The following is a 21,849-nucleotide window of genomic DNA, read 5'->3' on the forward strand; positions in this document are numbered from 1 at the left end:
TAATCCGCTGTGGCGAGAGCCCGCTGCCCGCTCATGGGGCGGGCCCGCCGGGAGCGGTGCAGGTGGGGCTGATCGACCTTCCGTGGACCGGTGACGCGGCGGACGGCGGCCGGGATGTGCTGGACGCGGAGGAGCGGGGCAGGGCGCGCGGGTTCGTACGCGACTGGGCTGGGGCCCGGTACTGCGGTGTGCGTATCGCGCTCCGCCGGTTGCTCACCTTGCGGCGCAGGATCAGGTCCTTCGCCGCCTGCACGTCCTCCAGATCGTGCTCCAGCCTGGACAGCGGGAGACTGATGACCGGGGTCGTGGCCCGCAGCACGGCCTGGCCCTGGCACTACTACTACGCGAAGGGAGAAGCCGAGGGCACGACCCAGCAGGTCCACAACCTGTTACCGGTCAGGATCCGTCGCGCGCACGGCCGCAGCGTGGAGCCCACCGCGGCCGTGATCGACGCGCAGAGTGTGAAGACCTCGGCGAATGTGGCCGAGAGCAGTCAGGGCATCGACTGACCCGTCTCGCCGAAGGCGGGCCAATCTCGGTTGCTGCGAGCCATCTGACTGTGTGTCTCAGAACCTTGGCCGTCTGCTGTTTTCTCGCCCTTCTGAGCCGCCGCCGCGCCTGGCTCTCTACGGTCGTCGTACTCAGCGCCGGGTGGAGGAGAATCCCGATGACGTCGAACGCGACGCTGGCCTAGCGTTCCGCCCATGACCTCTCTGGGCGCCGACACCAACGACAAGGCCAGCGTGACCATCCGCTGCCAGGACAACACCTTCGTGGGCGTGACCTTCTGCGACCGATTCAGATCCGACGCGGACTCCGTGCACCGGAGGGCCGTCAGATTACGTTCACCTGGGACAGCACCAAGGTCACCTCCAGCCACCGGCGCCGGCAACACCACCGCCTTCCACTGGCTGCTGGGCCAGGACCAGACCACCACCGAGGGCACCGTCCGCATCACCGACCCGCGCGGCAAGAACACCTTCAAGACCGTCGACGGCTGCTGGCGCGTATCAAGCGGACCGAGGACCCCCTCGGTCACACCCGGTCCAAGACGTGGGGCCCGCGTCTTCGAGCTGCTGTTGCAGGGCCGTGCGGGTCTCTTCGACGGCTGCCGGGTCGACGTCGGCATCGACGGGGTCGGGTTGCAGGCAGACGAGGCAGTGGCCACCCTCGACGGCCCGGGCCGCAAGGGACTGCATGCACCGAGGGCAGACGACGAATTCGAAGGGGGAGAGCTGGTCGATGGCCGAGGCTGAACGCGCGAGACGGGAGAGGTCGAGGTGCACCTGGGCGACGACGGCATGCCGCGCCTCTACGAGGTCGGCAACCGCCGAAAGTTCCGGTGCGGGTGGATGTCGAGGGCCAGGCGGTGTGTCCGTGGGTGACGTGGTTCGTCGATGTTGCGACGAAGGTGATCCTGGGGGTGGCTGTCACCCCGCATGAGCCGGCTCGTGACGTGGTGCTGGCGGCGTTGCGGGCGGGCATCAGCCACGCCGGACCCTACGGGCCGTGCGGTGATCTGCCCACCGTGGTGCGGCTGACACCCCGGCCGCCGTCCGCCTGAAGAACATCGCCCGTTTCGTCGACTTCGTCGGTGAGAGCTTCACCCGCGCCGCGGAGCAGGCCCGCGAGGTCCTTTACACGAAACCCAAAACGACCTCGGACGGCACTGACTGAGCCGCGCTCAGAACCGACAGGCACCGAGGGTGCGTCGCTCAGGTGGCTTCTGCCGGGAGGAGGCGCGTCACCATGGCGTCGATCAGGGCATCGAGCCGGTGCGGCGTGAGGAGTTCCGGAACGGTCAGGTCGTCGACGATCAGCCCCAGCATGGCCAGGTAGAGCAGGACCACCCCGGTGCGGTCGCCGGGCAGGCCACAGCCCAGGTGGAAGCCGATGTTGGCGTCGAGCTCGTCGGTGAAGAAACGCGTCAGCTGAGTGTGGAGTTCGGGCCGCCGGGTGGCCTCCAGGCGCAGTTCGAGCATGGCCAGGTGGCTGCTGCGTTCGCGGCGCATGCGGTTGAGGAGCTGTAGCAGCAGGGTTTTGACCAGCTCGTGTGATGGCTCGGCGTTCATCGTGTCGGCCAGCTCGGCCGGATCGGGGGTCAGGCGCTCGCGGGTGCGTCCCATGACCTGGGCCAGCATGTCGGCGCGATTGGCGAAGTAGTTGGACGCCGTCCCGGTGGGCACGGCCGCCTCCTTGTCGACGGCGCGCAGCGTCAGGCCCCGGGAGCCCTCGCGGGCGAGGACCTCGATGGCGGCATCGAGCAAGGCGGTGCGGCGGGCCGGGTTCTGACGCATCGACAGCTCCTGAGAAACTCATTGACACCACTGCGTTTGCAGTACTAAGTTCAAACCACTGCAACCACAGTACACCAATTGGCGTGGCACACGGGGAGCCGGACGGCTCGCCCACGCCCGCGTCGGCCCCATGGAAGAGAGACCGGATGCGCAAGCTCACCTACTACGTCGCTGCCAGCCTCGACGGCTACATCGCCGGCCCGGACGGCAGTTACGACTTCTTCCCCTTCGAGGGGGAGGTCCAGGAGGCGATCCTCGCCGAGTATCCCGAGACCATGCCGGTGCACGTCCGTGGGCCGCTCGGCCTGACCGCCGCCCCGCACCGGCACTTCGACACCGTGATCATGGGTCGTGGCACCTATGAGCCGGCCTTGAAGGCAGGCATCACCAGCCCTTACGCCCACCTGAAGCAGTACGTCGTCTCCCGCACCCTGGTCTCCCCCGACCCGGAGGTGGAGATCGTCGCCGACGACCCGGCCGCGCTGGTGCGCGACCTGAAGAAGCAGGACGGCATGGACGTCTGGCTCGCCGGCGGCGGCAAGCTGGCCGCCGCGCTCCGCGACGAGATCGACGAACTGATCATCAAGCGGAATCCGGTCGTCATCGGCACCGGCATCCCGCTGTTCGACGGCCCGTTCGCCCCCACCGGCTTTCTGCGGACCGCGCGCCGCAGCTTCGACTCCGGCGTCAGCATCGTCACCTACACGAGGAAGTGACATGAGAGTGCTCGCCACCCCGTCACTGCTGGCGGCCACCGTGGCCACAGGTCTGATGGCCGGTCTCTTCGCCGCCTTCGCCTACGCCGTCATGCCCGGTCTGCATCGCGGCGACGACCGCACGTTCGTCACCGCGATGCAGCAGAACAACGAGGCGACCCTCAACGGATGGTTCATGATGTGCTTCCTCGGGGCGATCGTGTCACTGAGAGTTGCCGCCGCCGCCCTGTGGACGCGCGGAGCACACAAGGTCGTCGCGTGCGTATCGCCGCGCTGATCCTGTACCTGGCGATGTTCGTCATCACCACCTGGTGATCTTCCGGCGACGCCGTGCAACCCATTGAGCGAAGCGTTCCGCATATAAGGGGGCGGTCTTTCGCGAAAGGAGTCGTTGTTCACGACAGCCGGTCCGGCCGGCCGGCGGAAGCCAGTTCGTCGTTGAGCGGGACGTTGATCGACGGGTGTCGAACCGGTGGCGTACTCGTTCCCGGCAGGCCTGCGGAGAGAGACGGTCGACGGAGCAGAGCGCGGCGGGCAGTTGTCCGGGCCGGTCGCAGATGAAGCCGGTGACGCCGTCATCGACGATTTCCGGTACTGAGCCGCGGCGCAGGGCGACGACTGGTGTGCCGCATGCCATGGCCTCCACCATGACCATGCCGAAGGGCTCCTCCCAACAGATAGGGAAGACAAGGCACCGGGCGTAGGCGAGCAGGTCGAGTTTGGTGGCGTGATCGGCTTCGCCGATCCATCGGGCGTCCTCGCCCAGCCGGGGCCAGACCTCTGCGTCGACATAGGGGCGCTCCGCCGGGTCGTTGCACGCGCCGGCGATGACGATCGGCATGTCCGCCTGGCGGGCTGCGTCAATGGCCAGGTGGACTCCCTTGTCCGCGGCGAGTCGGCCGAGGAAGACGGCGTGGCGGCCCTTGTGGAGAGGGTCACCAGATGCACCGTGTCGCCCAGGGCGCGGTAGTACTCGCCGGTTGCTCCGGAAACGGGTCCGTGCGCGGTCACCACGGTGGGGGCGCGGCGCTGCTGTGCCTGAAGGGGGCCTGCGGTGCTGTGGTCGTGGATGAAGTTGGGATGAAGAGAGGCCAGAGTTCTGGCCGCTCGTGCGGCATGCACCACTTCCGGCCCGACAGATCCCAGGTGGTCGCCCTGGGGGGTTTCGTAGGTGGCGACGAAGCGGCCCAGGGTTCCGTTGTGTCCCACGCCGATGACGGTGACCCGGTGGCCCAATTCGACGAGCCCGTCGACCAGGGCCGCGCACATCGCCTCGGTGCCTCCGTAGCCGGTCGGCGGGAGTTCGAACCAGGGCGTCGAGATCATCGCGATGTTCAGCGGAGGGGTGCCGGGCATGTCGTTCACTCTCCTGCCGGCAACTGGTCAGGGGTCTGGTGGTGTTGGTGGTTCGGTACCGCGCGCAGGGGCCGACGGGGCTGGTGCACTATCTCGATGTCCTCGGGTAGCCCTGTGATGCGGGTCGACTCGCTGTCCACCTCCAGTTCGGCACGTCGGCCGGCCAGCGGGATGTTGTGGATGCGCAGACGTCCGTAGCGGGCCGGCCAGGCGGGGGCAACCCATACCTGACCGTGCGACATCCAGGGGTCGATCCGCAGCAGCGCGCGTACCAGTTGTACCGGGGTGGCAGCGGCCCAGGCCTGCGGGGAGCAGGAGGTGGGATACGGCAGCGGCGCGTCGTAGTCGCTGCGGTCGAAGCCGCAGAACAGCTCGGGCAGCCGGCCGCCGAAGGCCTCTGCGGCGTCGAGGATGCCGGTCGCCACGCGCTGGGCCTGTTCCACGAAGCGGTACCGCATCAGGCCTGTCGTCACAAGGGCGTTGTCGTGCGGCCAGACCGAGCCGTTGTGGTAGCTCATGGGGTTGTACGCACCCATCGTGGACGCCAGGGTGCGCACGCCCCAGCCGGTGAACATCTCCGGTGACAGCAGCCGCTCTGCCACCTGCTCGGCCTTGTCGCGGTCGGCGATCCCGGTCCAAAGGCAGTGGCCCATGTTGGAGGCCAGGGCGTCGATCGGGCGTTTGTCCCGGTCGAGGCCGACCGCGTACCACCCGCGTTCAGGCAGCCAGAACCGCTCGTTGAAGGCCTCCTTCAGCGCGGCCGCCCGTTGCGCCCAGTGCTCGACCGCCTTCAGGTCGCCCGCCTCGTGGGCGAAGTGCGAGCGCACGACGTAGGCCGCGTAGACGTAGCTCTGCACCTCGCACAGGGCAATCGGCGGTTCGGCCAGGCTGCCGTCGGCGAAGTTGATGCCGTCGTAGGAGTCCTTCCACCCCGGTTGAGCAGGCCGTTGCCGGTCATCCGCTGGTATTCCACGAAGCCGTCGCCGTCCCGGTCGCCGTACTCCTCGACCCACTGCAGCGCCCGATCGGTATGCGGCAGCAGCGCCTCGACGGCATCGGGGGCGATGCCCCACCGGCTGAGCTCCCCCAGGACGATCACGAACAACGGGGTGGCGTCGGCAGTGCCGTAGTAGACGCTGCGGCCGCCGCGGGCCAGCGGGAAGTCCAGGCCGAACCGGGTTTCGTACAGGATGCGCCCGGGCTGTTCCTCGGTGTCCGGGTCGGCCTTGCGGCCCTGGTCGCGGGCCAGGGTCTGCAGGGTGCCCAGGGCCAGGGTCTGGTCCAGCGGCAATGCCATGTACGAGGACAGCAGCGAGTCCCGGCCGAACAGGGCCATGAACCAGGGGGCACCTGCGGCGACCGCCCTGTGCTCGGGGTGCCGCGGGTCGAAGATGCGCAGCGCGCCCAGGTCCTCCAGGCTCCGCCGCAGCGTCCTGTGCAGTTCCTGGTCCTCGATGTCGGTGATGCGCGGGGCGCTCGCGCGCCAGGCGCGCAGGCGGCGCGCCGACCCGGACTCGCCGGGCTCCGCGCCCGGGGGGAAGACGCCGCCAGCCTCCTCGCCCTCGACGCTGGGGCGGACCAGGACGGTGGTGTGCCATTCGCCGCGCGCCAGCAGTTCGGCCAGAAAATCCAGCCCGTCCGGCCGCGCGGTGGCGTCGCTGCTCTCCACCCGCACTCCGCGCAGGGAATCACCCGAGTGCAACAGGAGTTCCAGAGCCTCGCCGGTGGGCGTGGCCGTGACCTCGCCCACCAGGCGTACGCGGCTCTCCTTGACCGCTAACACATCGGCGAAGTCGGCTCCCACATGCAGTGAGACCGGCACCGTCATCGGACGCGTACTGAGATTGCGCAACCGGAGGTCCTCGCGCATCCCCTCGCCGACGTAGCGTCGACGTTCCAGCAGGAGTTCGCCAGTCGGAGATGACCCGCATGTCGCGGAAGAACAGCCCCTGCGGCACCTCGGCCTACATGTCGCCCGAGGTGCCCGAGACGCAGAACGTCGGCCCCTCGACCAGTGTGACGGTGGCCGCCGTGAGTACGGCCGGTTCCGTCTCCTCGATGATGGCGCCGACCTCGTCGGTCATGGCTCCTCCTAGCCCGGGGCGCCGACGAGAGCCTCGAAGTCCCGGGGCAGCTGGGACATCACGTGGCGGAATTCTCCGTCACTGACTGCGTCCCTCAGGGTGCTCAGCTCGGCCCGTACGCCCTCGCGGGCCTCGTCAGGGCTCACCCCTGCTCGCCTGCTCACGCGATTGATGAACTCGTCGAGTCCGAAGGGCTCGGCCTCCGGAGTGGGAGAGACCAGCGGTTCCTTCAGCGGCTTGGGCAGTTCGGACGCGAGGTCCTCGGCCTCACCCCTGGTGAGCCGCTCGGCCAGGGTATGCAGGGTGGCGCGAGTGAGGGGCTCCGCCTTCTCCGGGGGGACAGCGGCGCGCCGGGTGATGGTGTCGAGAAAGGTGTTGTAGTCCATGAGCCGTCCTTCTTTCTGTAGCTGTGCAGTTCGCTGTTTGAGATCACTACCGAAGGGTGCGTTGTGCGTGTGCGTGTGCGAGTGGCGGGCTGATGCGCGTCATGGTGCATGCGCCTCAGCAGAAGTCGAGCAATATCCGGTATTTCCAATACTTCTATGCTCCGGATGTGGGCCACTCCTGCCTGCTCCTAGCGGGAGGAAAAGCGGTGAGCTCGATAGACCTCCGAGCACAAGTGCAGACGGCCTCCGTCACGGCAAGGGGACGCCGGCGCCGGTCTGCCGGATACGAGTCAGGACGCCCTGCCTGTGGCGCGGTCGGCTTTCCCGCCGCCGCGTTCGGTCGGCCCGTTGGCCCGTTCGGCGTCGAGAGCGACAGAGCGTTTGATGCGGGCGAGCTGTCGTGTGATGTCCGTCAGCCACACTTCCAGATCAATGACCGCGGGGGGACGGCCGGCGCGGCTCTCACCCACACCCAAAAGATTGGCATGACCTTGGTCGTGCGATCCGGTCAGCCGCTCACGTTTGAGGCGCTGCAACGCTGTGCAGCCGTCCTGCGGACGGACGGACGGACGGACGGACGGACGGACGGACGGACGGACGGACGGCTGGCTGAGGAGATGTCTGCGCACTTCATGCTGCTACGGCCTGGCATGCGCAGGCGCTCACCCAGGGGTTCTGCGAATCTTGACCGCGTAACAGCCGATGTCGGCGCGTGTGGGGCGACGCCGTCCGGTTCCCGGTGGCGCCTGTTTCGGAAATCCTGGTGCTCTCTGTCCGGTGAGCAGTGCTCGTTCCAGCAGGTGGGGGTCTGGGGCAGGTGTTCGACATGCGGCCTCCCCAGCACCGAGTTCGACGTGACTGTGTCGGATCAACAGACGGATTCTCTGCAGCGGCGAGTGTGGGTGAGAACGGCCTGCCACCGGACGAAGCCGAGGAGTTGCTGCGGGAGAAGGAGCAGCTCGAGCACGCGATGGAGAGCCGACCGGTCATCGACATGGCCCGTGGTGTGCTGATGGCGGGCTTCGGCTGTCAGCCGGAGGAGGCGTGGGAGATCCTGGTGACGGTCTCCCAGCACGCGAATGTCAAACTGCGGGAAGTCGTCGAGGCTGTCACCTCGGCCGCGACCGGGAAGCCGATGCCCACGCTGCTGCAGGAGGACCTGGCGACGGCCGTGCAGGCATGGCAAGCGGGTCGGACATGATCGCGGATCCTGCGGGTAGCTGGACGGTGTCTGCTGGGGGAGGGCCGTCAAACCTGGGGAGGTCGAAGCGGCCCTCCCTCCCCTCTTCCGGGTGGGGCGGCGGTGACCTGCTGGTTTTGGCTGACAGGCTGTGCCGGGCGGTGGGAGGGTGGGGCTCAGGGCGGCGATTCGGGCCGCGTCAGAGCCAAGGTGATGGCCCTGCCTTTGAGAATGATCAGTCCCGGTCGGCTTCGCGGGATGCCGGCTGTCCGCTCCTGCGGGAGCTTCAGCGGGTGATTCGCCTGGTCATGACGTGATGGCGGCCCAGGTGATCAGCGATTCGGAGTGCTGGATGAGCCGTTCGTAGTCGCGTGCGTGTCGGCGGGCGTGCATGATCCAGGCCAGGGACCGCTCGACGACCCAGCGGCGGGGGAAGGATGACGAACCCGACGGCGCCCTTCGGTTGGCTGACCGTCTTCAGAGTCAGTCCGAGGTGCTTCTTCGCCCAGGTCACGAGCTGTCCGGCATAGCCGGAGTCCGCCCAGACGATGGTGATCTCGGGGTGACCCCGAGACGTCCAGCGCCACGCACTGCCCCGTATGCGACAGCACCCTTCCCTCCGCCAATGTCACGGTTACCGCCCTGACCCGTGACCTCGCACATCTGGACGGTGATCTCCAAGTAATCGGCAGCGACGGGCCGGCGATCCAACGCCTGATTCAGCCAGGAGGAGGAGCGCCTGCAGGAACTGCGCTCTGCACTCGCCCGGGATCAAGAAGAGATCAACAAAGTCACCGCGGGCATGCGCGCCCTGCGACAGGAACCCGACGATGCGCGCCGCACCGCCATGGTCCAGGGCGGATCAGTCTCTATCTGGACACTGCCGCTCACCGCGCGGTAAGCCCTCAAGTGGAAGACCGGCGAGAAGAGCTTCGTCAGCAGATTGCCGACCTCGAAGAACTGCTCAGCGACGACACCCAGAGTGAGCGCCTCGCCAGCTACCTCTCGCTGATCAGCCAAAAGATCACCGGCAAGGCCGCAGCACTCATCCTGGAGCACTCGGAAAACCCCCCGCCGACCCGATACTCGCGACAGTGGGGTTCTGTCCCTTGCGCTTGCCGGTGGGGGTGATCAGGTCGGGCTGGATCTGCTTGACGGACTCGCCGCCCGCCCGGCGCCGCAGGACGCTGTGCAGCATGTCCTCGGTGATGACGGCCGGCCGCCGTGCTTGCCCTTGCGGGCGGCGGCGTCGAGCCCTTCCAGGGTCGACTCGCGGAGGTTCTCCCGCTCGGCCCCCGCCGGCGCCGCGAAGAATGCGAACAGCAGCTTGCCGTGCCCGCTGGGGTCGTACATTCCCGCGAGGGGGCCGGCGAGTATCTCCAGCACCAGGCCGTGGGCGAACAGGTGGTCGGCGAGCGCGGTGAGTTCGGCGGCGTCGCGGCCGAGCCGCTTCATCTCGTACACCGTGAGGATGACCCACCAGTCGGACTGTGGCCATCCACTCCCTACGGGCGTACGCGGATGACTGTCTTCCCGCTGCGTCGCGTGGTCGGGTTGAGGGCACCAATGGCATCATCGAGGCTCGCGACGTCACCGATGTTTGTCCGCAGCCGTCCGTCCCGCACCCGCTGCACGATCTCACCCAGTTCGGCACGATCGGTCTCGACAACGAAGTCCACCGCCAGGCCGTCAGTGGGCCGCGCCTCGACCGGGCCGACGATGGACACCAGCGTTCCTCCGGCCTTGATCAGGGCAGCGGACCGCTTCTGAACGTCGCCACCGATGACATCGAAGACCAGATCGACGCCGCCGACGTCTTTCAGCGCGTCGTTCTCGAGGTCGACGAACTCATGCGCGCCGAAGTCGAGTGCCTTCTCACGGTCGGCGGCGCGTCCGGTGCCGATGACGTAAGCGCCGGCCTCACGTGCGAGCTGGGTCACCATCGTCCCGACTGCCCCGGCTGCGCCATGGGCGAGGACGGTCTGGCCAGCCTGAAGGCGGCCGTGCTGGAACAGCCCCTGCCACGCGGTCAGACCTGAGATTGGCAGTGACGCGCCTACCGTGAAGTCGACGTCGCCGGGCAGCGGTGCGAGGTTGCGTGCTTCGATCGCCACGTACTCCGCAAGGGTGCCGTCGCGGTGCCAGTCGGCGAGGCCGAACACCCGCTGCCCGATCGACAGCCCCGTCGTGCCGTAGCCGAGGGCGGTGACCACTCCGGCCAGTTCGTGGCCGGGGATCGACGGTGTCTTGTCACGGCCGGCGCGATCGGTCCAGGTCGATGGCCACTCCATCTCAGTCGGGACGAAGCCCGATGCATGAATCTGAACGATGACGTCGTTGATCGCTGCGGGCGGCTCAGGCCGCTCCGTCAGCGTCATCCCGGCCGTTCCCGCGGCCTGGTCGGTTACCACAATGGCTTTCATTGAGATTGTCCCCTTCCTCGTATGTGTTGCGGTTTTTTGGTTTTCGGGTGGGTGTTTAGAAGCCCACGTTGTCGAGGATGCCCTCCGCCCCGCCGGGGACGTCGTCAGGCGAGGGTGTGTTCAGTCGTGACAAGGTGAATCAGCCTCCGGTGAGTGGTCGTCGTCAGCCCGGATTGCGCTTGAGATGTTTTTGGGCTCATCAGCCCACTTCTTGAGTGAACACCGCTCACAACTGGGCTGTCAAGCCCAATCCAGGTATCGTCCTGAAGCATGAAACCCACCACAGGAGCTCGGGAGCCCCACACGCTCACCGGCAAGGGACAGGCAACGCGGGCCCGCATCCTGGAGCACGCCGCGGAGCTCATCTACACCAAGGGGGTCCACGCGACGAACAACGAACAGCTCCGCCGCGCCGCCGGCGTCAGCGGATCGCAGCTCAACCACTACTTCCCGACCAAGGAGAGTCTCGTCCTGGCCGTGATCGCCTGGCAGGCCGAGCGCGTCCTCACGTTCCACCGCGGCGAGCGATTCGCCTGCTTCGACAACCTCGACGCGTTTCGGGCGTGGGCGGATTTCTATGTCGGTTACGAGCGTGCCTACCAGGAAGGCTGCAGCCTCGGCTCCCTGGCGAGCGAGATCATCAAGACGGACCTTGACGTTCACGACGAGCTCGCGACTGCGTTCGACCAGTGGAGGGTCATCTTCCGCGATGGAATCGAGCGCATGCAGCAACTCAGCCGCATCAGCGCTGAGGCAGATCCCACGCAGCTGGCCAATCTGCTCCTTGCTGCCTTCCAGGGCGGCATGCTCCTCGCGCAGGTCGCGCGGGACATCGCTCCACTGAAAGATGCGTTGCAGACAGCCATCGACTACATGCAGACCTTCGCGACGTCTCCCGACGCCGACGTACTCCAAGCTCGGTAGCCGCCTCCACGTGTACGAGTCAGCGGAGCTTGGCATTATGCGGCGCTGCGGAGCACTCCGCCGGCAAACGATCGCGCCCCAACCCGAGTGCCACGTGCCAGACGCCGTCCCCCCGCTTGTGGCCGATTCGCCACAAGCGGCGAGCTCGTGACCTGCATCAACAGGCCAGCCAACTTGTCATGCAAGGACCCGAAACAGCTTCTCCAGAGCGTCTCCGTTGCGCCAGTTGTAGCGGACGCAGTCCTGGTACCACTGGTCGGGCAGGTTGGCGTGGTCGTCTAACGATGAGCTGGAAGTTGGGGGCGAGGTCGCTGGTGAAGCGGTACATCAGCTCGAACATGCCGCGGACGGTGTGGCGGTCGGCGTCGGAGCGGATGAGGTCGGGGCTGCCGCTGCCTCGGGCGACTTCGGAGGGGTAGAAGGGCTGGGTGACCTGGTCCAGCAAGAGCATGCGGGGCACGGGCCGCTGGTGCAGGGTGAAGAAGCGGTGCAGGGCCAGGTGGGCGACGAGGTGGTAGCCGACCCAGTTCTCGCCGCTGCCGATGCGCAGCAGCGGACGGATGCCGTCGTCAGTGTCGGCGAGGACGGTCAGCTTGCGTCAGGCGGTGCTTCTCTTTCGGCGGCGTGCCGTAGGGGCGAGGGCGTCGATGAGCTGGTCGCGGCTCATCTTCGACCGGCCGGGGAGGTCCTGTTCGGTCGCCCGCTGGTACAGCTGCGCCTTGCTCAGCTTCTGCAACTCGCTTCCGTCCGTGCCGCGGCCGCGGTCCCTCGTCGATGCCCGGGCCTGTTTTGGCGGGGCCTTCCTGGACGCCGTCTTCTTCGCCGTCTTGCTCGCCGACGGAGCTCGCGGACGACTTCAACGGTGACGGATACGCGACCTGGCCATCGGCATGTCCAGATCGCCCACCGCCGCATACACCCCGGGCGACCCGTCGGCTTCCGTGCCGAGGACTACAAGGGTCGCAACATCGTGGGGACGAGCACGCCGCTGTGCCGCGGAAATCCACTGATGGACGCGCCGCCAGGCGGAGGTTGATGGTCAGTCCCGCGGCGTGGTACCGGTGCACCGCGCGTTGAGTCGGACGGTGACGGTGGTGCCGACGCCCACGGCGGACTCCACCGAGACCTGACCGTGGTGGGCATGGATGATCGCCTCCACGATGGCCAGGCCCAGGCCGGAACCGCCGTAGGCGCGGCTGCGGCTGGCCTCGGCACGCCAGAAGCGCTCGAAGACGCGCGGCAGGTCCTGGGGTGCGATGCCGGGGCCGTCGTCGGCCACCTCGACCTGGACGCGTCCGGGGGTGGTGGTGACGGCGACCTGCACGGCGGTCTGTGCCGGGGTGTGCTGGACAGCGTTGCCGACGAGGTTGCGCAGCACCTGCTGAAGGCGGGCGGTATCGCCGGTCACCCGGGCGGGTCCACCGGCGGTCAGCGTGATGCTGCGGTCGGGGTAGATGACCTGCGCGTCCTCCACCACACTGGCGGCCAGCGCGGTCAGATCGAGAGGGTCCTGCTCTATGGGCCTGCCGGCGTCGAGGCGGGCGAGCAGTGAGAGGTCCTCGACCAGCAACCGCATGCGGCCGACCTCGTTCTCGATGTGGCCGAGGGCGGTCTCCAGCCGCGGGCCGGTGAGTCCGCCCTGGCGGTGCAGGTCGAGCCAGCCGGAGATGGTGGACAGCGGAGTGCGCAGTTCGTGCGAGGTGTCCGCGGCCAGCGAGCGGACGGTGGCCTCAGCGCGGGCCTGCGCGTCGAAGGCCCGGTTGACGGCTTCGGCCAACTGGTCGGTCTCGCTGCGGTTTCCGCGAGTGGGAAGGCGTTCGGTCAGGTGTCCTTCGGCGATGGCGTCGGCGCTGTCGGCCATCTTGGCCAGCGGCCGCATGCCCAGCCGTAGCACGAGGACGGCGAGGGCGAGCAGCAGGACCAGAGCGCCGGCGACGATGGCCAGTTGGCGGGCGATCAGGGCGTCGGTGGTGGAGTCGTCGACGGAGGTGTCGATGGCCAGGATGAACGCGGCCGGCTGCACGGATTCGCCCGCCCGCTCCAGGGTGATGCCGGGGCTGGGGATGCGGATGGCGCTGAGGTCGTCCAGGCCCTCGACGTTGTCGTAAGCGACGACGCGACCCGCGGGGACGGCGGCGGTGACGCGTACCAGCGCTTGGGGGGCGAGGTCGGCCGCTCCGGTGGACAGCAGGATCCGGTCGTGGGCGTCGACGGCGATGCTGCCCAGCGGCGGGCCCAGCAGAGCGGAGAGCTGGTCGCCGTTGGCGACCTGGGGGCCCTGCGCGATGACGGCCCGCATACGGGCGGCGGTGTCCTGCAGGGTGCGGGCGTAGCGTTTGTGGAGGAAGTCCTCCAGCAGCAGCGCGCTGGTCACCGAGCTGGCCGTCAGCCCGGCCACGAGCAGGATGGCGAGTCCGGCCAGGATGCGCAGGCGGACGCTGGCGCGGGACAAGTGCAGGCGGCCGTGGAGGCCGGCGAGGTTCATCGGGCGGCCTGCTGTCGGAGGGTGTAGCCGACGCCGCGCACGGTGTGCAGCAGCGGGGTGCGGCCGTGGTCGATCTTGCGGCGGAGGTTGGAGACGAAGCGTTCGACGACGACCGAGTCGCCGCCGAAGTCGTACTGCCAGACGGCTTCGAGTATCTGCGATCGGGACAGCACCTGGTCCTGGTGGGACATGAGGTGGTGCAGGAGCCGGTACTCGGTGGGCGACAGGTCGATGACGTCGCCGCCGCGGCGCACCTCGTGGCGCAGGTCGTCGATCTCCAGGTCGGCGCAGCACAGTGTCGACTCCTCCGCGGTGGGCGGGCCGCCTCGGGCCCGGCGGAGCAGTGCCTGGAGGCGGGCGCCGACCTCGACGACGCTGAACGGCTTGGTGACGTAGTCGTCGCCGCCCAGGCGCAGGCCGCGAACCCGGTCCTCCACCGCGTCACGTGCGGTGAGGAACAGCACGGGGACCGTGATGCCCTGTTCCCGCAGAAGCTGAAGGATCTCGAAGCCGTCCGCCCCGGGGAGCATGACGTCCAGGACGATGACGTCGGGCGAGCGGCGGGCGACCTGGGCCAGCGCCTCGGTCAGGTCGCCCGCCACGTCCACGCTGAATCCGGCGAAAGTGAGCGCGGAGATCAGCAACTGCCGGATACCAGGGTCGTCGTCGATGACCAGGACGCTGTCAGGGCCTTGGCCGGCGTCGGCAGGGACATCGCTGACACTCATCTGTGCTCCTTGAGTTGGGACGGCGGCCGCCCGCTCCCCGGTACCGGCGGAATTGTTCATCGTGCCGCGGACTCGCTCTCCCGATGGGGCCCGGCGAGTGCTGTCGCGGGCACCTGGTCGAGCTTGACGTTGTCGCCTTCGACGTCCAGGTGCGGCAGGATGCGGTCCAGGCGGCGCGGGATCCGCCAGGCGCGGTCGCCGAGCAGAGCGAGGACCGCGGGCACGAGGGTCATCCGGACCAGGAACGCGTCGACCAGGACGCCGAAAGCGAGTGCGAAGGCGATCGGCATGACGTCGGGGTCCTCGCCGAACAAGAAGGCGACGAAGACCGTGATCATGATCAGGGCGGCGGAGGTGACCACCCGTGAGGCGTTGCGTGCTCCGACGAGGATCGCACGGAGGGCGTCCTTGCGATGGCCGTAGTCCTCGCGCATCGCGGAAACGAGGAACACCTCGTAGTCCATGGCCAGGCCGAAGAGCACTGCCATGACGATGATGGGGGCGAAGCTGGCGACCGGGCCGAGACTGGGCACGCCCAGCAGTCCGGACAGCCACCCCCACTGGAAGACGGCGACGGTCGCGCCGAAGGCCGCGCCGACCGAGAGCAGGAATCCGACGGTGGCCTTGACGGGGATGGCGATGGACCGGAAGGCGATCATCAACAGCAGCAGGGACAGGCCCACGACGACGACTGCGAACGGGATCAGCGCGCCGCTGAGCTTGGTGGAGACATCGATACTGACGGCGGTCTGGCCGGTGACAGCAACGTAGCTGCCGCCCTGCCGGGCGACTGCTGCGGTGGCCGTGTTCAGACGGGAGACCAGATCGCTGGTGGCCTGGCTGCGCGGGCTGGTGGTCGGGGTGACCTGGATACGTGCGGCCGCCCGGTCCTTCGCGGTTTCGATCCCGCTGATGTCCGCGATGCCGTGTACGTCATGGAGTTTCTTCTCCACTGCCGTGGCCGTGGCCGTGGCGTTGTCGCCCTCGACCAGGACAATCAGCGGGCCGTTGGCGCCGGGGCCGAAGGCAGCGCTGATCGTGTCGTACGCCTGGCGGGTGGACGTCGACTTCGACCACGACCCGTCGTCGGTCAGGGCCGTTTCCAGTTGCAGAGCGGGGGCGGCGATCGCCAGGAGCCCGACGGTCACGACGATCAGGTTGCGCACCGGGTGCCGCAGAACACCGCCCACCCACCTCGTGCCCATGGTCGCCTTGTCCGGGTGGGCGGTACGGGCCGCCCGTGAGCCCGGCTTGGGAATGAGCCTGCGCCCGAAGGCGGCCAGCAGGGCGGGCAGCAGTGTCAGCGCCATGATCACGGCCATCGCGACGGCGCCCGCCGAGGCCAGGCCCATGGAGGTCAGCATCGGCACACCGGCGACCGACAGCCCGGCCAGGGCGACGAGCACGGTCGCCCCGGCGAACACGACCGCGCTGCCCGCGGTCGCGGTGGCCCTCGCCACCGATTCCCTGACGGGCATGCCCGCTGCGAGCTGCGACCGGTGACGCGAGACGATGAACAGCGCGTAGTCGATGCCGACCGCAAGACCGAGCATGATCGCCAGGGTGGGGGCGTTCTCGGAGATTCCGACCACTGAGGACAGGCCCAAGATTGCCATCATGCTGCCGACCACGCCGAAGACAGCGGTAAGCAGCGGCATCCCGGCCGCCAGCATCGAACCGAAGGTGATGAACAGGATCGCCAGGGCGACGAGGATGCCGATCAACTCGGTCGCCGGGGACGTCGACGGCGCGAAGGCGTCACCGCCGTACACCACCGTCAGACCGGCCTTCTCCGCGGAGGCCCCGGTGGCCTTCAGAGCGTCCAGCGTGCCGGCCGGGACGTCGCTGTCCTTGGCCGCCGTGAAGGTCACATCGGCGACCGCGGTCCGGCCGTCTGCCGAGACCGGACCGACCTTGAAGGGATCGCCGACCGAGGTCACACCGCTGACGTGACCGGCCGCCGTGAGGCCGCTCTGCAACGGCTGCCGCAGCGCGGGCTCGGTCAGCTTGTGACCAGGCGGCGCCTGGAAGACGACCTGCGCGGACTGCTTGTCCGGGTCCGGCCAGTGCTGGTCCATCTTCGTCAGCGCGGTCTGCGCCGGGGAACCGGGGATGGAATCGGTGTTCTGGAATGAGCCGGGGAACAGCAGTCCCAGGCCGACAATGGCTGCCAGGGCGACCAGCCATCCGATCAGCATCGTGCGCCACCGGCGGGCACCGAAAGCGCCCAGCCGGTACAGGAACGTAGCCATGACCAAATCCCTCATCAAGTAGTGGAAGTGACATGACTGATGCTGGTCGGCACACTTGACGGCCGACGCACCCTGCGCTTGACGGTTCCTTGACGGTTTGGGCGAGACCGCGCGGTGCGTTCGCCGACGCCTGCGAACGAGCCGGGGAAGGAGTATGAGCGCGGTCGGCAGCAGTGCGGACAACGCGGCTGCGGAGAACTGGAACGCGTCCATGAAGTGGGAGACAGTCAGGGGCGCGAAGGCATGACCCACCGCTCGCCACGCTGCGTTCCGCTGCGCCAGCCGCTGCAACACCCGACGCCGGCACTCCCGCCTCGGACAACGCTCCCCGATGGTCGACGAGAACGCGCCCTTCGCACCCTCACCCGCCGACGCACCCTCAGGCTTCCGGGACAGCACACGGGATGGATGGCCACCGCCCCGACGACCCCGAGGTCCCTGGGCACAGAACCCGGCGTACAGCCCGCCTCGTCCGCCGGCGGCCGTGGTCATAATCCGTATCCTCCGGTACCGACCGCTCTGCTCGATGACGACGCCCGCAACCTGGAGGCAGAGTCCGGACGCGGACTTCTGATCGTCGAGGCTCTCGCGACGGCCTGGGGTAGCTCACCCGCGGGGCGCGGTAAAACCACCTGGTTCGAGATCGGCGTTCGCGGAGACGAGCCGCCACGAACGGAGGGCGCCCGGTGACTCGTGCGGCCCGGCGAGGAAGGCACTCGGAGATCACTCCTCGTCCTCGCCGATCCGGAAGAGCTTGTCGATTCCCAGCGTCTCCGCCAGGTTCACAGCCCTGTTGGCAGCTCCCACGGCGTTGATCGCGGCCATGGCGCACGTATCGCGACTTCTTCTGCCGCGAGCTGGACGCCCGCTGGAGACCTTCGTTCCGTGTCCGCCACCGGTGCCCGGTCTTCTGCCCGATCCCGAGCTGCTTGCAGGCGTCCACGGTGCCCACCCCGGCTGCCAGCAGGCGCCAGTACTCCACCTCGAACTCCAGCCTGCGATTACGCCCCCGGCTCGCCATCAACACACCCCTGATGATCAAGGAATGTTGCGACAAGCGTTAGCCTCGATCGTTCATGAGCCGTCGTCGGGTCGCTGACGGCGACTCCGTCCTTGTGTGGTGCGGATGTTCCGAAGCCGGGGCAGGCTGAGGGCTTCGGCGGCCGTGTACTCCTCGACCGCGATGACCCTCATGCCCGCCGTCCGCCGTCGACCGACAGCGCGATCCCGGTGATGTAGGACGCGGCGTCCGAGCAGAGCCAGACTGCGGCTGCGGCGGCCTCTTCCGATGTGGCCATCCGGCCGAGTGGGGTGATCGCCTCCTGAATCGCGATCAAGTCGGTGCCGGCCGCCACCCTTTCGAAGCCGGGTGTACGGGTCGGGCCGGGGCAGACGGCGTTGACGCGGATGTCGTGCGGCGCGTAGTCCACGGCGGCGACCTTGGTGAGCCCGACGATGCCGTGCTTGGCTGCCACGTAGGCGGGGGCGGTCGGGATTGCGTACAGGCCGCCGTTGGAGGCGACGTTGACGATCGCGCCGCCGCCGCGGCTCTGCAGAGCGGGTAGCTCGTACTTCATGCAGAGGAAGGTCCCGCCCAGGTTGACATGGGTCACGCGCTCGAACTCCTCCAGGGGCATCTGGTCGAGCTGCCGGTGGTGTGAGTCCAGGCCGGCGTTGTTCACGGCGAAGTCGAGGCCGCCGTACGTCTCGACCGTGCGTTCGACGGCCGTCCGCACCGCGTCCTCGTCGGCGATGTCGACGCTGAGTGCCAGTGCCTCTCCGCCGTCCTTCCTGATCATTTCGGTGGTCTCGACGGCTGTGGCCTCGTTGATGTCGGTGACGGTGACGGTGGCGCCCTGGCGGGCCAGCTCGATCGCCGTCGCGCGGCCGATTCCGCTTCCAGCACCCGTCACGAGTCCGATTTTTCCTGAGAAGTTGCTCATGATGACCTTCCGATGCAGTTACTCGCACCAGGCGATGCCTGATTCGCCCAGGCGATTTTGTTCGGGGTACCGCGACGGCCGGTGCTCGCTGACCTCGACGTGCCGGACGAGGGGCAGCCCCCTGTCACGCGTCGGTGCCGGGCACGGCCGTCTACACAACCGCGATCGCGGTTGCCGATGGTGGTTCGCTCCCGCCTTGTGGACAACGGGGGCTGTCGCGTCAACCGATGACTAACTCAGGGGTACGACGATTCCGGTACCGTGCCGGCCCGTCTCCGCCTCGTCCAGCAACAAGGAGGCCAGCGTGGCCCGGGAGATTCGGGGCGGCAGCAGCGGACGCCGCAGGTCCGCCAGTGGCACGATGTGGCGGGTAGGGCTGAGAGGGCCATCGGTGACGTCCGGGGCGTGGAACACCGTAGCGCCGGCATCCAGGGCGATCTGGTCGGCCTCGACCTTCTCGGCCAGCTCCGAGCCGACGAACATCCGCATCACCCCCGCATAGATCAGCCCACCCGATCGACTCGACACGCCCGAGCCCAGTGCGCCGAGCCATACCGTCGCGCGAACGTTCGCCGCGGCGAGCGCCCTGGCCCCGGCGACCAGTGCGCCCGGGCCGTCGCCCTTACCGATACCGATGGCGGAGACGGCCACGTCGACGTCGGTCAGGTCGGGGAAGCTCTGCGGGACGGTGACATCCGCCTTCCGGACCTCGACCTGCCGCGACGCGGGCACGGTGACCTGGGCCGGCGTGCGAACCAGGGCCACGACCTCGTGTCCCCGTTCCAGCGCTTTATCGACGAGCGTGCTTCCGGTCCGCCCTGACGCTCCGAGTACGGCTATGCGCATGATCATTCACTCTCTAACTGAACAACTGTTGGTTACTTCAGTAAACAACTGTTGGTTAGTGATGTCAAGGGTGAGCTGCCTGTACGGTGAACATCTGTTGCTCAACTGTTCGCACTGGTCAGAAGGGGGCGAAGATGTCGTCTCAGGAGCGCTCCGCTCCCCGTCGCCGCAATCCGCGCGGGCAGGGGCAGGTTCTCAAGGCCCAGCTCGTAGACGCCGCGGCGAAGCTGCTGTCCACCCTTGATCAGCCGGAGACGCTGACGCTGCGGCAGGTAGCGCGTGAGGTCGGGGTGGCACCTGCCAGCATTTACAGCCACTTCCCCGACCTGAGCGCATTGATCCAGCACGTGCTGCGGCTGCGCTATGAGGAACTGGCCCGTTTGATGGACCAGGCCGCGCAGTCAGCCCCGGATCCACTGGTCGACCTCGTCGCCCGGTGCGCGGCCTACGTGCGCTGGGGAGTCGGCCAGCCCGGCCATTACCGCACTCTCTTCGGCGGGCGGATGCCGGACGACCTTGTCCCCGGATCAGCGCACGGCGCCGGGGCCGAACCGCTCGAGGCCGTCGTGACCTCCCTGGCTGCCGCCGCCGAGGGAGAGCGCAGGCAGCCCTCGGCGGAGCAGCAGTGGCAGGCCGGCCTCATGCTCTGGACCGCGCTGCACGGCCTGGTCAGCCTCTACAACGACCACGGGAACATTCCCTGGCCACCCCTGGACGACCTGATCGCCGACCTGCTCAGCCTGCACACAGCCCGCCCGGCAGCCGAGATCGCGGCCCTCCTGCCCCAGTGCGGGGATGACCCGGGCTTGGCCCCGGACTCCATCTGACAGCTGATCACGCGCCGGGGAGGGTGCGATGCCCGTGTCCGCCTCCTCTCCCGTCGGCGCCGCCGCTCCGGCCGTCGCGCCGAAGGTCGGCGCGGCGGTTGCGAGCAGGACAAGTAGGGGGCGGCAGAACAGTGCGGCTGTCGGCTGACTCCGATGCCCAGCCGAAGCAGCAGAACAGGCAGTCGCACCGGCGGGGTCTCGCGCTCCTGTTCGGCGAGCATCCCACGGCTGCCGAGCGGCTCGCCCGCCACGCCGTCTTCTCCGGACAAGACCCCCTGCCCGAGCTGGGCGACCTTGCCGACGAGGCGCTGCGGTCAGATGCGCAGCACACGTCTGGCGTTCAGATGGGCAACCTTCTCCTTCACCTGAGATGGAAGGTCAGCCTTCTCGATCGAGGCCACCGCGTCGGCCGTAACCTCGTACGGGTAGTCGACCGCGAACATGACCGCGTCGGCCCCGATGGTCAGCACGGCGGCTTGTACGGCCTCCGGGGCCAGTACCCCGCTCGTGGTGATCAGGATGTTGCTCCCGAAGTACTGCGACGGCATCCGCTGGAGCGGTTCGTCGACCCGGAGCGAGCGGTAGCGCGAGTCGATGCGGGAGCGTTGGAACGGCAGGAACTCGCCGAGGTGCCCGAGGATCAGGGTTGCGGCGGGGTGCCGGTCGAACACTCCGGCATAGATCAGCCGCATGGCGTGGCCGCCGGTTTCGGCCTGCCAGCTCCAGCTGGCCCCGTACATCTCGGGCCGTCCGCGCATCACGTGCCAGTCGTCGCAGGGCAGCGAGCCGGGGTGCAGGTACAACGGCACACGGAGCTCTTCCAGCGCGCTCCACAGTTCCTCATATGCGGGATCGTCCAGGTATCGGCCCTGCGTGTGGTCGTTGACCAAGGCACCTTTGAATCCGAGCTGCTCGACGCAGCGTTGGAGTTCGGTCACGGCGGCTGCAGGGTCCTGCAGGGGCAGGGCGGCGAACCCCCTGAAGCGGGTGGGGTGGCGGGCGATGGTCTGGGCGAGGAAGTCGTTGGCAAACCGGGCGTTGTCGACGGCGGCGCCGGCGTCGGTGTCGGCTTGGATGCCGGGGACGCTCAGCGACAGGATCTGAATGTCGATGCCGTGTGCGTCCATGTCGGGAAGACGGTGCTCCTCAAAGTCACCCAGGCGTCGTCCCCAGTCCTTGACGTACTGGTCGCTGACCTGGATCTTCTGGGGCGACGAGGGTTGGCGCGAGAACAACTCCGGGATGATGAAAGCTTCTTCCAACGCGATGTAGGTCATGGCAGGGCTCCTTCGTCGTGCCTTGTGGTGGTGTGGCGGTGATCGGAGGCGGTAGGCAGGTCTCGGACAGACGGGCCCCGCTATCAGGAACGATGCTGCTGGCCTCGGCGTCGGGCAGCCCGGGG

At 68.2% G+C, this 21,849-nt stretch carries 22 protein-coding genes and 5 pseudogenes; 9 read left to right on the forward strand and 18 right to left on the reverse strand.

Annotated features, from left to right (window positions below):
• Window positions 1–62: 62 nt before the first annotated feature.
• From ACWGJM_RS35390 to ACWGJM_RS35405, 4 genes and pseudogenes are all read left to right on the forward strand, one after another.
• Window positions 63–509 (forward strand): hypothetical protein, encoded by a 447-nt coding sequence (locus ACWGJM_RS35390; RefSeq protein WP_453415863.1) that lies wholly within the window; start codon window positions 63–65, stop codon window positions 507–509.
• Window positions 510–704: 195 nt separating this feature from the next.
• Window positions 705–1,256: a hypothetical protein gene (locus tag ACWGJM_RS35395; protein WP_453415864.1), complete on the forward strand. Its 552-nt coding sequence runs from the start codon at window positions 705–707 to the stop codon at window positions 1,254–1,256.
• Between the two features lie 125 nt (window positions 1,257–1,381).
• Window positions 1,382–1,564 (forward strand): hypothetical protein, encoded by a 183-nt coding sequence (locus tag ACWGJM_RS35400; RefSeq protein ID WP_453415865.1) that lies wholly within the window; start codon window positions 1,382–1,384, stop codon window positions 1,562–1,564.
• Window positions 1,543–1,677, forward strand: a pseudogene (locus ACWGJM_RS35405) (MarR family transcriptional regulator); the annotation flags it as partial. The gene ACWGJM_RS35400 and the pseudogene ACWGJM_RS35405, both read left to right, overlap by 22 nt.
• A 38-nt stretch (window positions 1,678–1,715) precedes the next feature.
• On the opposite strand, the gene ACWGJM_RS35410 reads toward ACWGJM_RS35405, so the two are convergent.
• Window positions 1,716–2,297, reverse strand: a complete 582-nt coding sequence (locus ACWGJM_RS35410; RefSeq protein WP_453415866.1) for a TetR/AcrR family transcriptional regulator — start codon at window positions 2,295–2,297, stop codon at window positions 1,716–1,718.
• Between the two features lie 146 nt (window positions 2,298–2,443).
• Here ACWGJM_RS35410 and ACWGJM_RS35415 point away from each other — a divergent pair, with 146 nt between their 5' ends.
• On the forward strand, window positions 2,444–3,013 hold the full coding sequence (locus ACWGJM_RS35415; protein WP_453415867.1) for a dihydrofolate reductase family protein: 570 nt from the start codon (window positions 2,444–2,446) through the stop codon (window positions 3,011–3,013).
• A 1-nt stretch (window position 3,014) separates the two neighbouring features.
• A complete protein-coding gene (locus ACWGJM_RS35420; protein WP_453415911.1) occupies window positions 3,015–3,290 on the forward strand; it encodes a hypothetical protein in 276 nt (91 codons plus the stop codon).
• Window positions 3,291–3,314: 24 nt separating this feature from the next.
• On the opposite strand, the pseudogene ACWGJM_RS35425 reads toward ACWGJM_RS35420, so the two are convergent.
• The 5 genes and pseudogenes from ACWGJM_RS35425 to ACWGJM_RS35445 all read right to left on the reverse strand — a co-directional run.
• Window positions 3,315–3,920: pseudogene (locus ACWGJM_RS35425) on the reverse strand (glycosyltransferase); the annotation flags it as partial.
• Between the two features lie 92 nt (window positions 3,921–4,012).
• Window positions 4,013–4,369, reverse strand: a pseudogene (locus ACWGJM_RS35430) (glycosyltransferase); the annotation flags it as partial.
• Between the two features lie 5 nt (window positions 4,370–4,374).
• The gene (locus tag ACWGJM_RS35435) at window positions 4,375–5,226 is read right to left on the reverse strand and encodes an amylo-alpha-1,6-glucosidase (protein WP_453415868.1); all 852 of its coding nucleotides are present in this window, start codon (window positions 5,224–5,226) and stop codon (window positions 4,375–4,377) included.
• A pseudogene (locus ACWGJM_RS35440) lies at window positions 5,160–6,287 on the reverse strand (glycogen debranching N-terminal domain-containing protein); the annotation flags it as partial. The gene ACWGJM_RS35435 and the pseudogene ACWGJM_RS35440, both read right to left, overlap by 67 nt.
• Before the next feature lie 174 nt (window positions 6,288–6,461).
• Complete coding sequence (locus ACWGJM_RS35445; RefSeq protein WP_453415869.1) at window positions 6,462–6,839, reverse strand: DUF2267 domain-containing protein; 378 nt, start codon at window positions 6,837–6,839, stop codon at window positions 6,462–6,464.
• Between the two features lie 898 nt (window positions 6,840–7,737).
• Between ACWGJM_RS35445 and ACWGJM_RS35450 the strand changes: the two genes are divergently transcribed.
• Window positions 7,738–8,040: an ANTAR domain-containing protein gene (locus tag ACWGJM_RS35450; protein ID WP_453415870.1), complete on the forward strand. Its 303-nt coding sequence runs from the start codon at window positions 7,738–7,740 to the stop codon at window positions 8,038–8,040.
• 257 nt (window positions 8,041–8,297) lie between these two features.
• Here the strand turns inward: ACWGJM_RS35450 and ACWGJM_RS35455 are convergent.
• From ACWGJM_RS35455 to ACWGJM_RS35470, 4 genes and pseudogenes are all read right to left on the reverse strand, one after another.
• Window positions 8,298–8,584, reverse strand: a pseudogene (locus ACWGJM_RS35455) (transposase); the annotation flags it as partial.
• A gap of 206 nt (window positions 8,585–8,790) precedes the next feature.
• Window positions 8,791–9,078 carry a hypothetical protein gene (locus ACWGJM_RS35460; protein WP_453415871.1) on the reverse strand — a complete coding sequence of 96 codons (288 nt, stop codon included), beginning with the start codon at window positions 9,076–9,078 and terminating at the stop codon, window positions 8,791–8,793.
• Between the two features lie 72 nt (window positions 9,079–9,150).
• Window positions 9,151–9,474 (reverse strand): recombinase family protein, encoded by a 324-nt coding sequence (locus ACWGJM_RS35465; RefSeq protein ID WP_453415872.1) that lies wholly within the window; start codon window positions 9,472–9,474, stop codon window positions 9,151–9,153.
• Window positions 9,475–9,524: 50 nt separating this feature from the next.
• Window positions 9,525–10,442 carry an NADP-dependent oxidoreductase gene (locus ACWGJM_RS35470; protein ID WP_453415873.1) on the reverse strand — a complete coding sequence of 306 codons (918 nt, stop codon included), beginning with the start codon at window positions 10,440–10,442 and terminating at the stop codon, window positions 9,525–9,527.
• Between the two features lie 270 nt (window positions 10,443–10,712).
• Between ACWGJM_RS35470 and ACWGJM_RS35475 the strand changes: the two genes are divergently transcribed.
• On the forward strand, window positions 10,713–11,366 hold the full coding sequence (locus ACWGJM_RS35475; RefSeq protein ID WP_453415874.1) for a TetR/AcrR family transcriptional regulator: 654 nt from the start codon (window positions 10,713–10,715) through the stop codon (window positions 11,364–11,366).
• Between the two features lie 157 nt (window positions 11,367–11,523).
• On the opposite strand, the gene ACWGJM_RS35480 is transcribed toward ACWGJM_RS35475, so the two are convergent.
• The 7 genes from ACWGJM_RS35480 to ACWGJM_RS35510 form a co-directional block, all read right to left on the reverse strand.
• Window positions 11,524–11,958, reverse strand: a complete 435-nt coding sequence (locus ACWGJM_RS35480; protein WP_453415910.1) for a DUF3732 domain-containing protein — start codon at window positions 11,956–11,958, stop codon at window positions 11,524–11,526.
• A 6-nt stretch (window positions 11,959–11,964) separates the two neighbouring features.
• Entirely contained in the window at window positions 11,965–12,102 is a 138-nt protein-coding gene (locus ACWGJM_RS35485) for a hypothetical protein (protein ID WP_453415875.1), read from the reverse strand.
• Window positions 12,103–12,405: 303 nt separating this feature from the next.
• Window positions 12,406–13,851: a sensor histidine kinase gene (locus ACWGJM_RS35490; RefSeq protein ID WP_453415876.1), complete on the reverse strand. Its 1,446-nt coding sequence runs from the start codon at window positions 13,849–13,851 to the stop codon at window positions 12,406–12,408.
• On the reverse strand, window positions 13,848–14,579 hold the full coding sequence (locus ACWGJM_RS35495) for a response regulator transcription factor (protein WP_453415877.1): 732 nt from the start codon (window positions 14,577–14,579) through the stop codon (window positions 13,848–13,850). Before ACWGJM_RS35495 ends, ACWGJM_RS35490 begins: the two co-directional genes overlap by 4 nt.
• Window positions 14,580–14,635: 56 nt before the next feature.
• Window positions 14,636–16,831 carry an MMPL family transporter gene (locus ACWGJM_RS35500; RefSeq protein WP_453415878.1) on the reverse strand — a complete coding sequence of 732 codons (2,196 nt, stop codon included), beginning with the start codon at window positions 16,829–16,831 and terminating at the stop codon, window positions 14,636–14,638.
• A gap of 1,190 nt (window positions 16,832–18,021) precedes the next feature.
• Window positions 18,022–18,774 carry an SDR family NAD(P)-dependent oxidoreductase gene (locus ACWGJM_RS35505; protein WP_453415879.1) on the reverse strand — a complete coding sequence of 251 codons (753 nt, stop codon included), beginning with the start codon at window positions 18,772–18,774 and terminating at the stop codon, window positions 18,022–18,024.
• A gap of 231 nt (window positions 18,775–19,005) precedes the next feature.
• Entirely contained in the window at window positions 19,006–19,620 is a 615-nt protein-coding gene (locus ACWGJM_RS35510; protein ID WP_453415880.1) for an NAD(P)-dependent oxidoreductase, read from the reverse strand.
• A gap of 134 nt (window positions 19,621–19,754) precedes the next feature.
• Between ACWGJM_RS35510 and ACWGJM_RS35515 the strand changes: the two genes are divergently transcribed.
• Window positions 19,755–20,447, forward strand: coding sequence for a TetR/AcrR family transcriptional regulator (locus tag ACWGJM_RS35515; protein WP_453415881.1), 693 nt, complete (start codon window positions 19,755–19,757; stop codon window positions 20,445–20,447).
• A 314-nt stretch (window positions 20,448–20,761) separates the two neighbouring features.
• Here the strand turns inward: ACWGJM_RS35515 and ACWGJM_RS35520 are convergent, their stop codons facing one another.
• Entirely contained in the window at window positions 20,762–21,724 is a 963-nt protein-coding gene (locus ACWGJM_RS35520) for an amidohydrolase family protein (protein WP_453415882.1), read from the reverse strand.
• Window positions 21,725–21,849 lie beyond the last annotated feature (125 nt).

Source organism: Streptomyces sp. NPDC054834, from assembly GCF_053611185.1.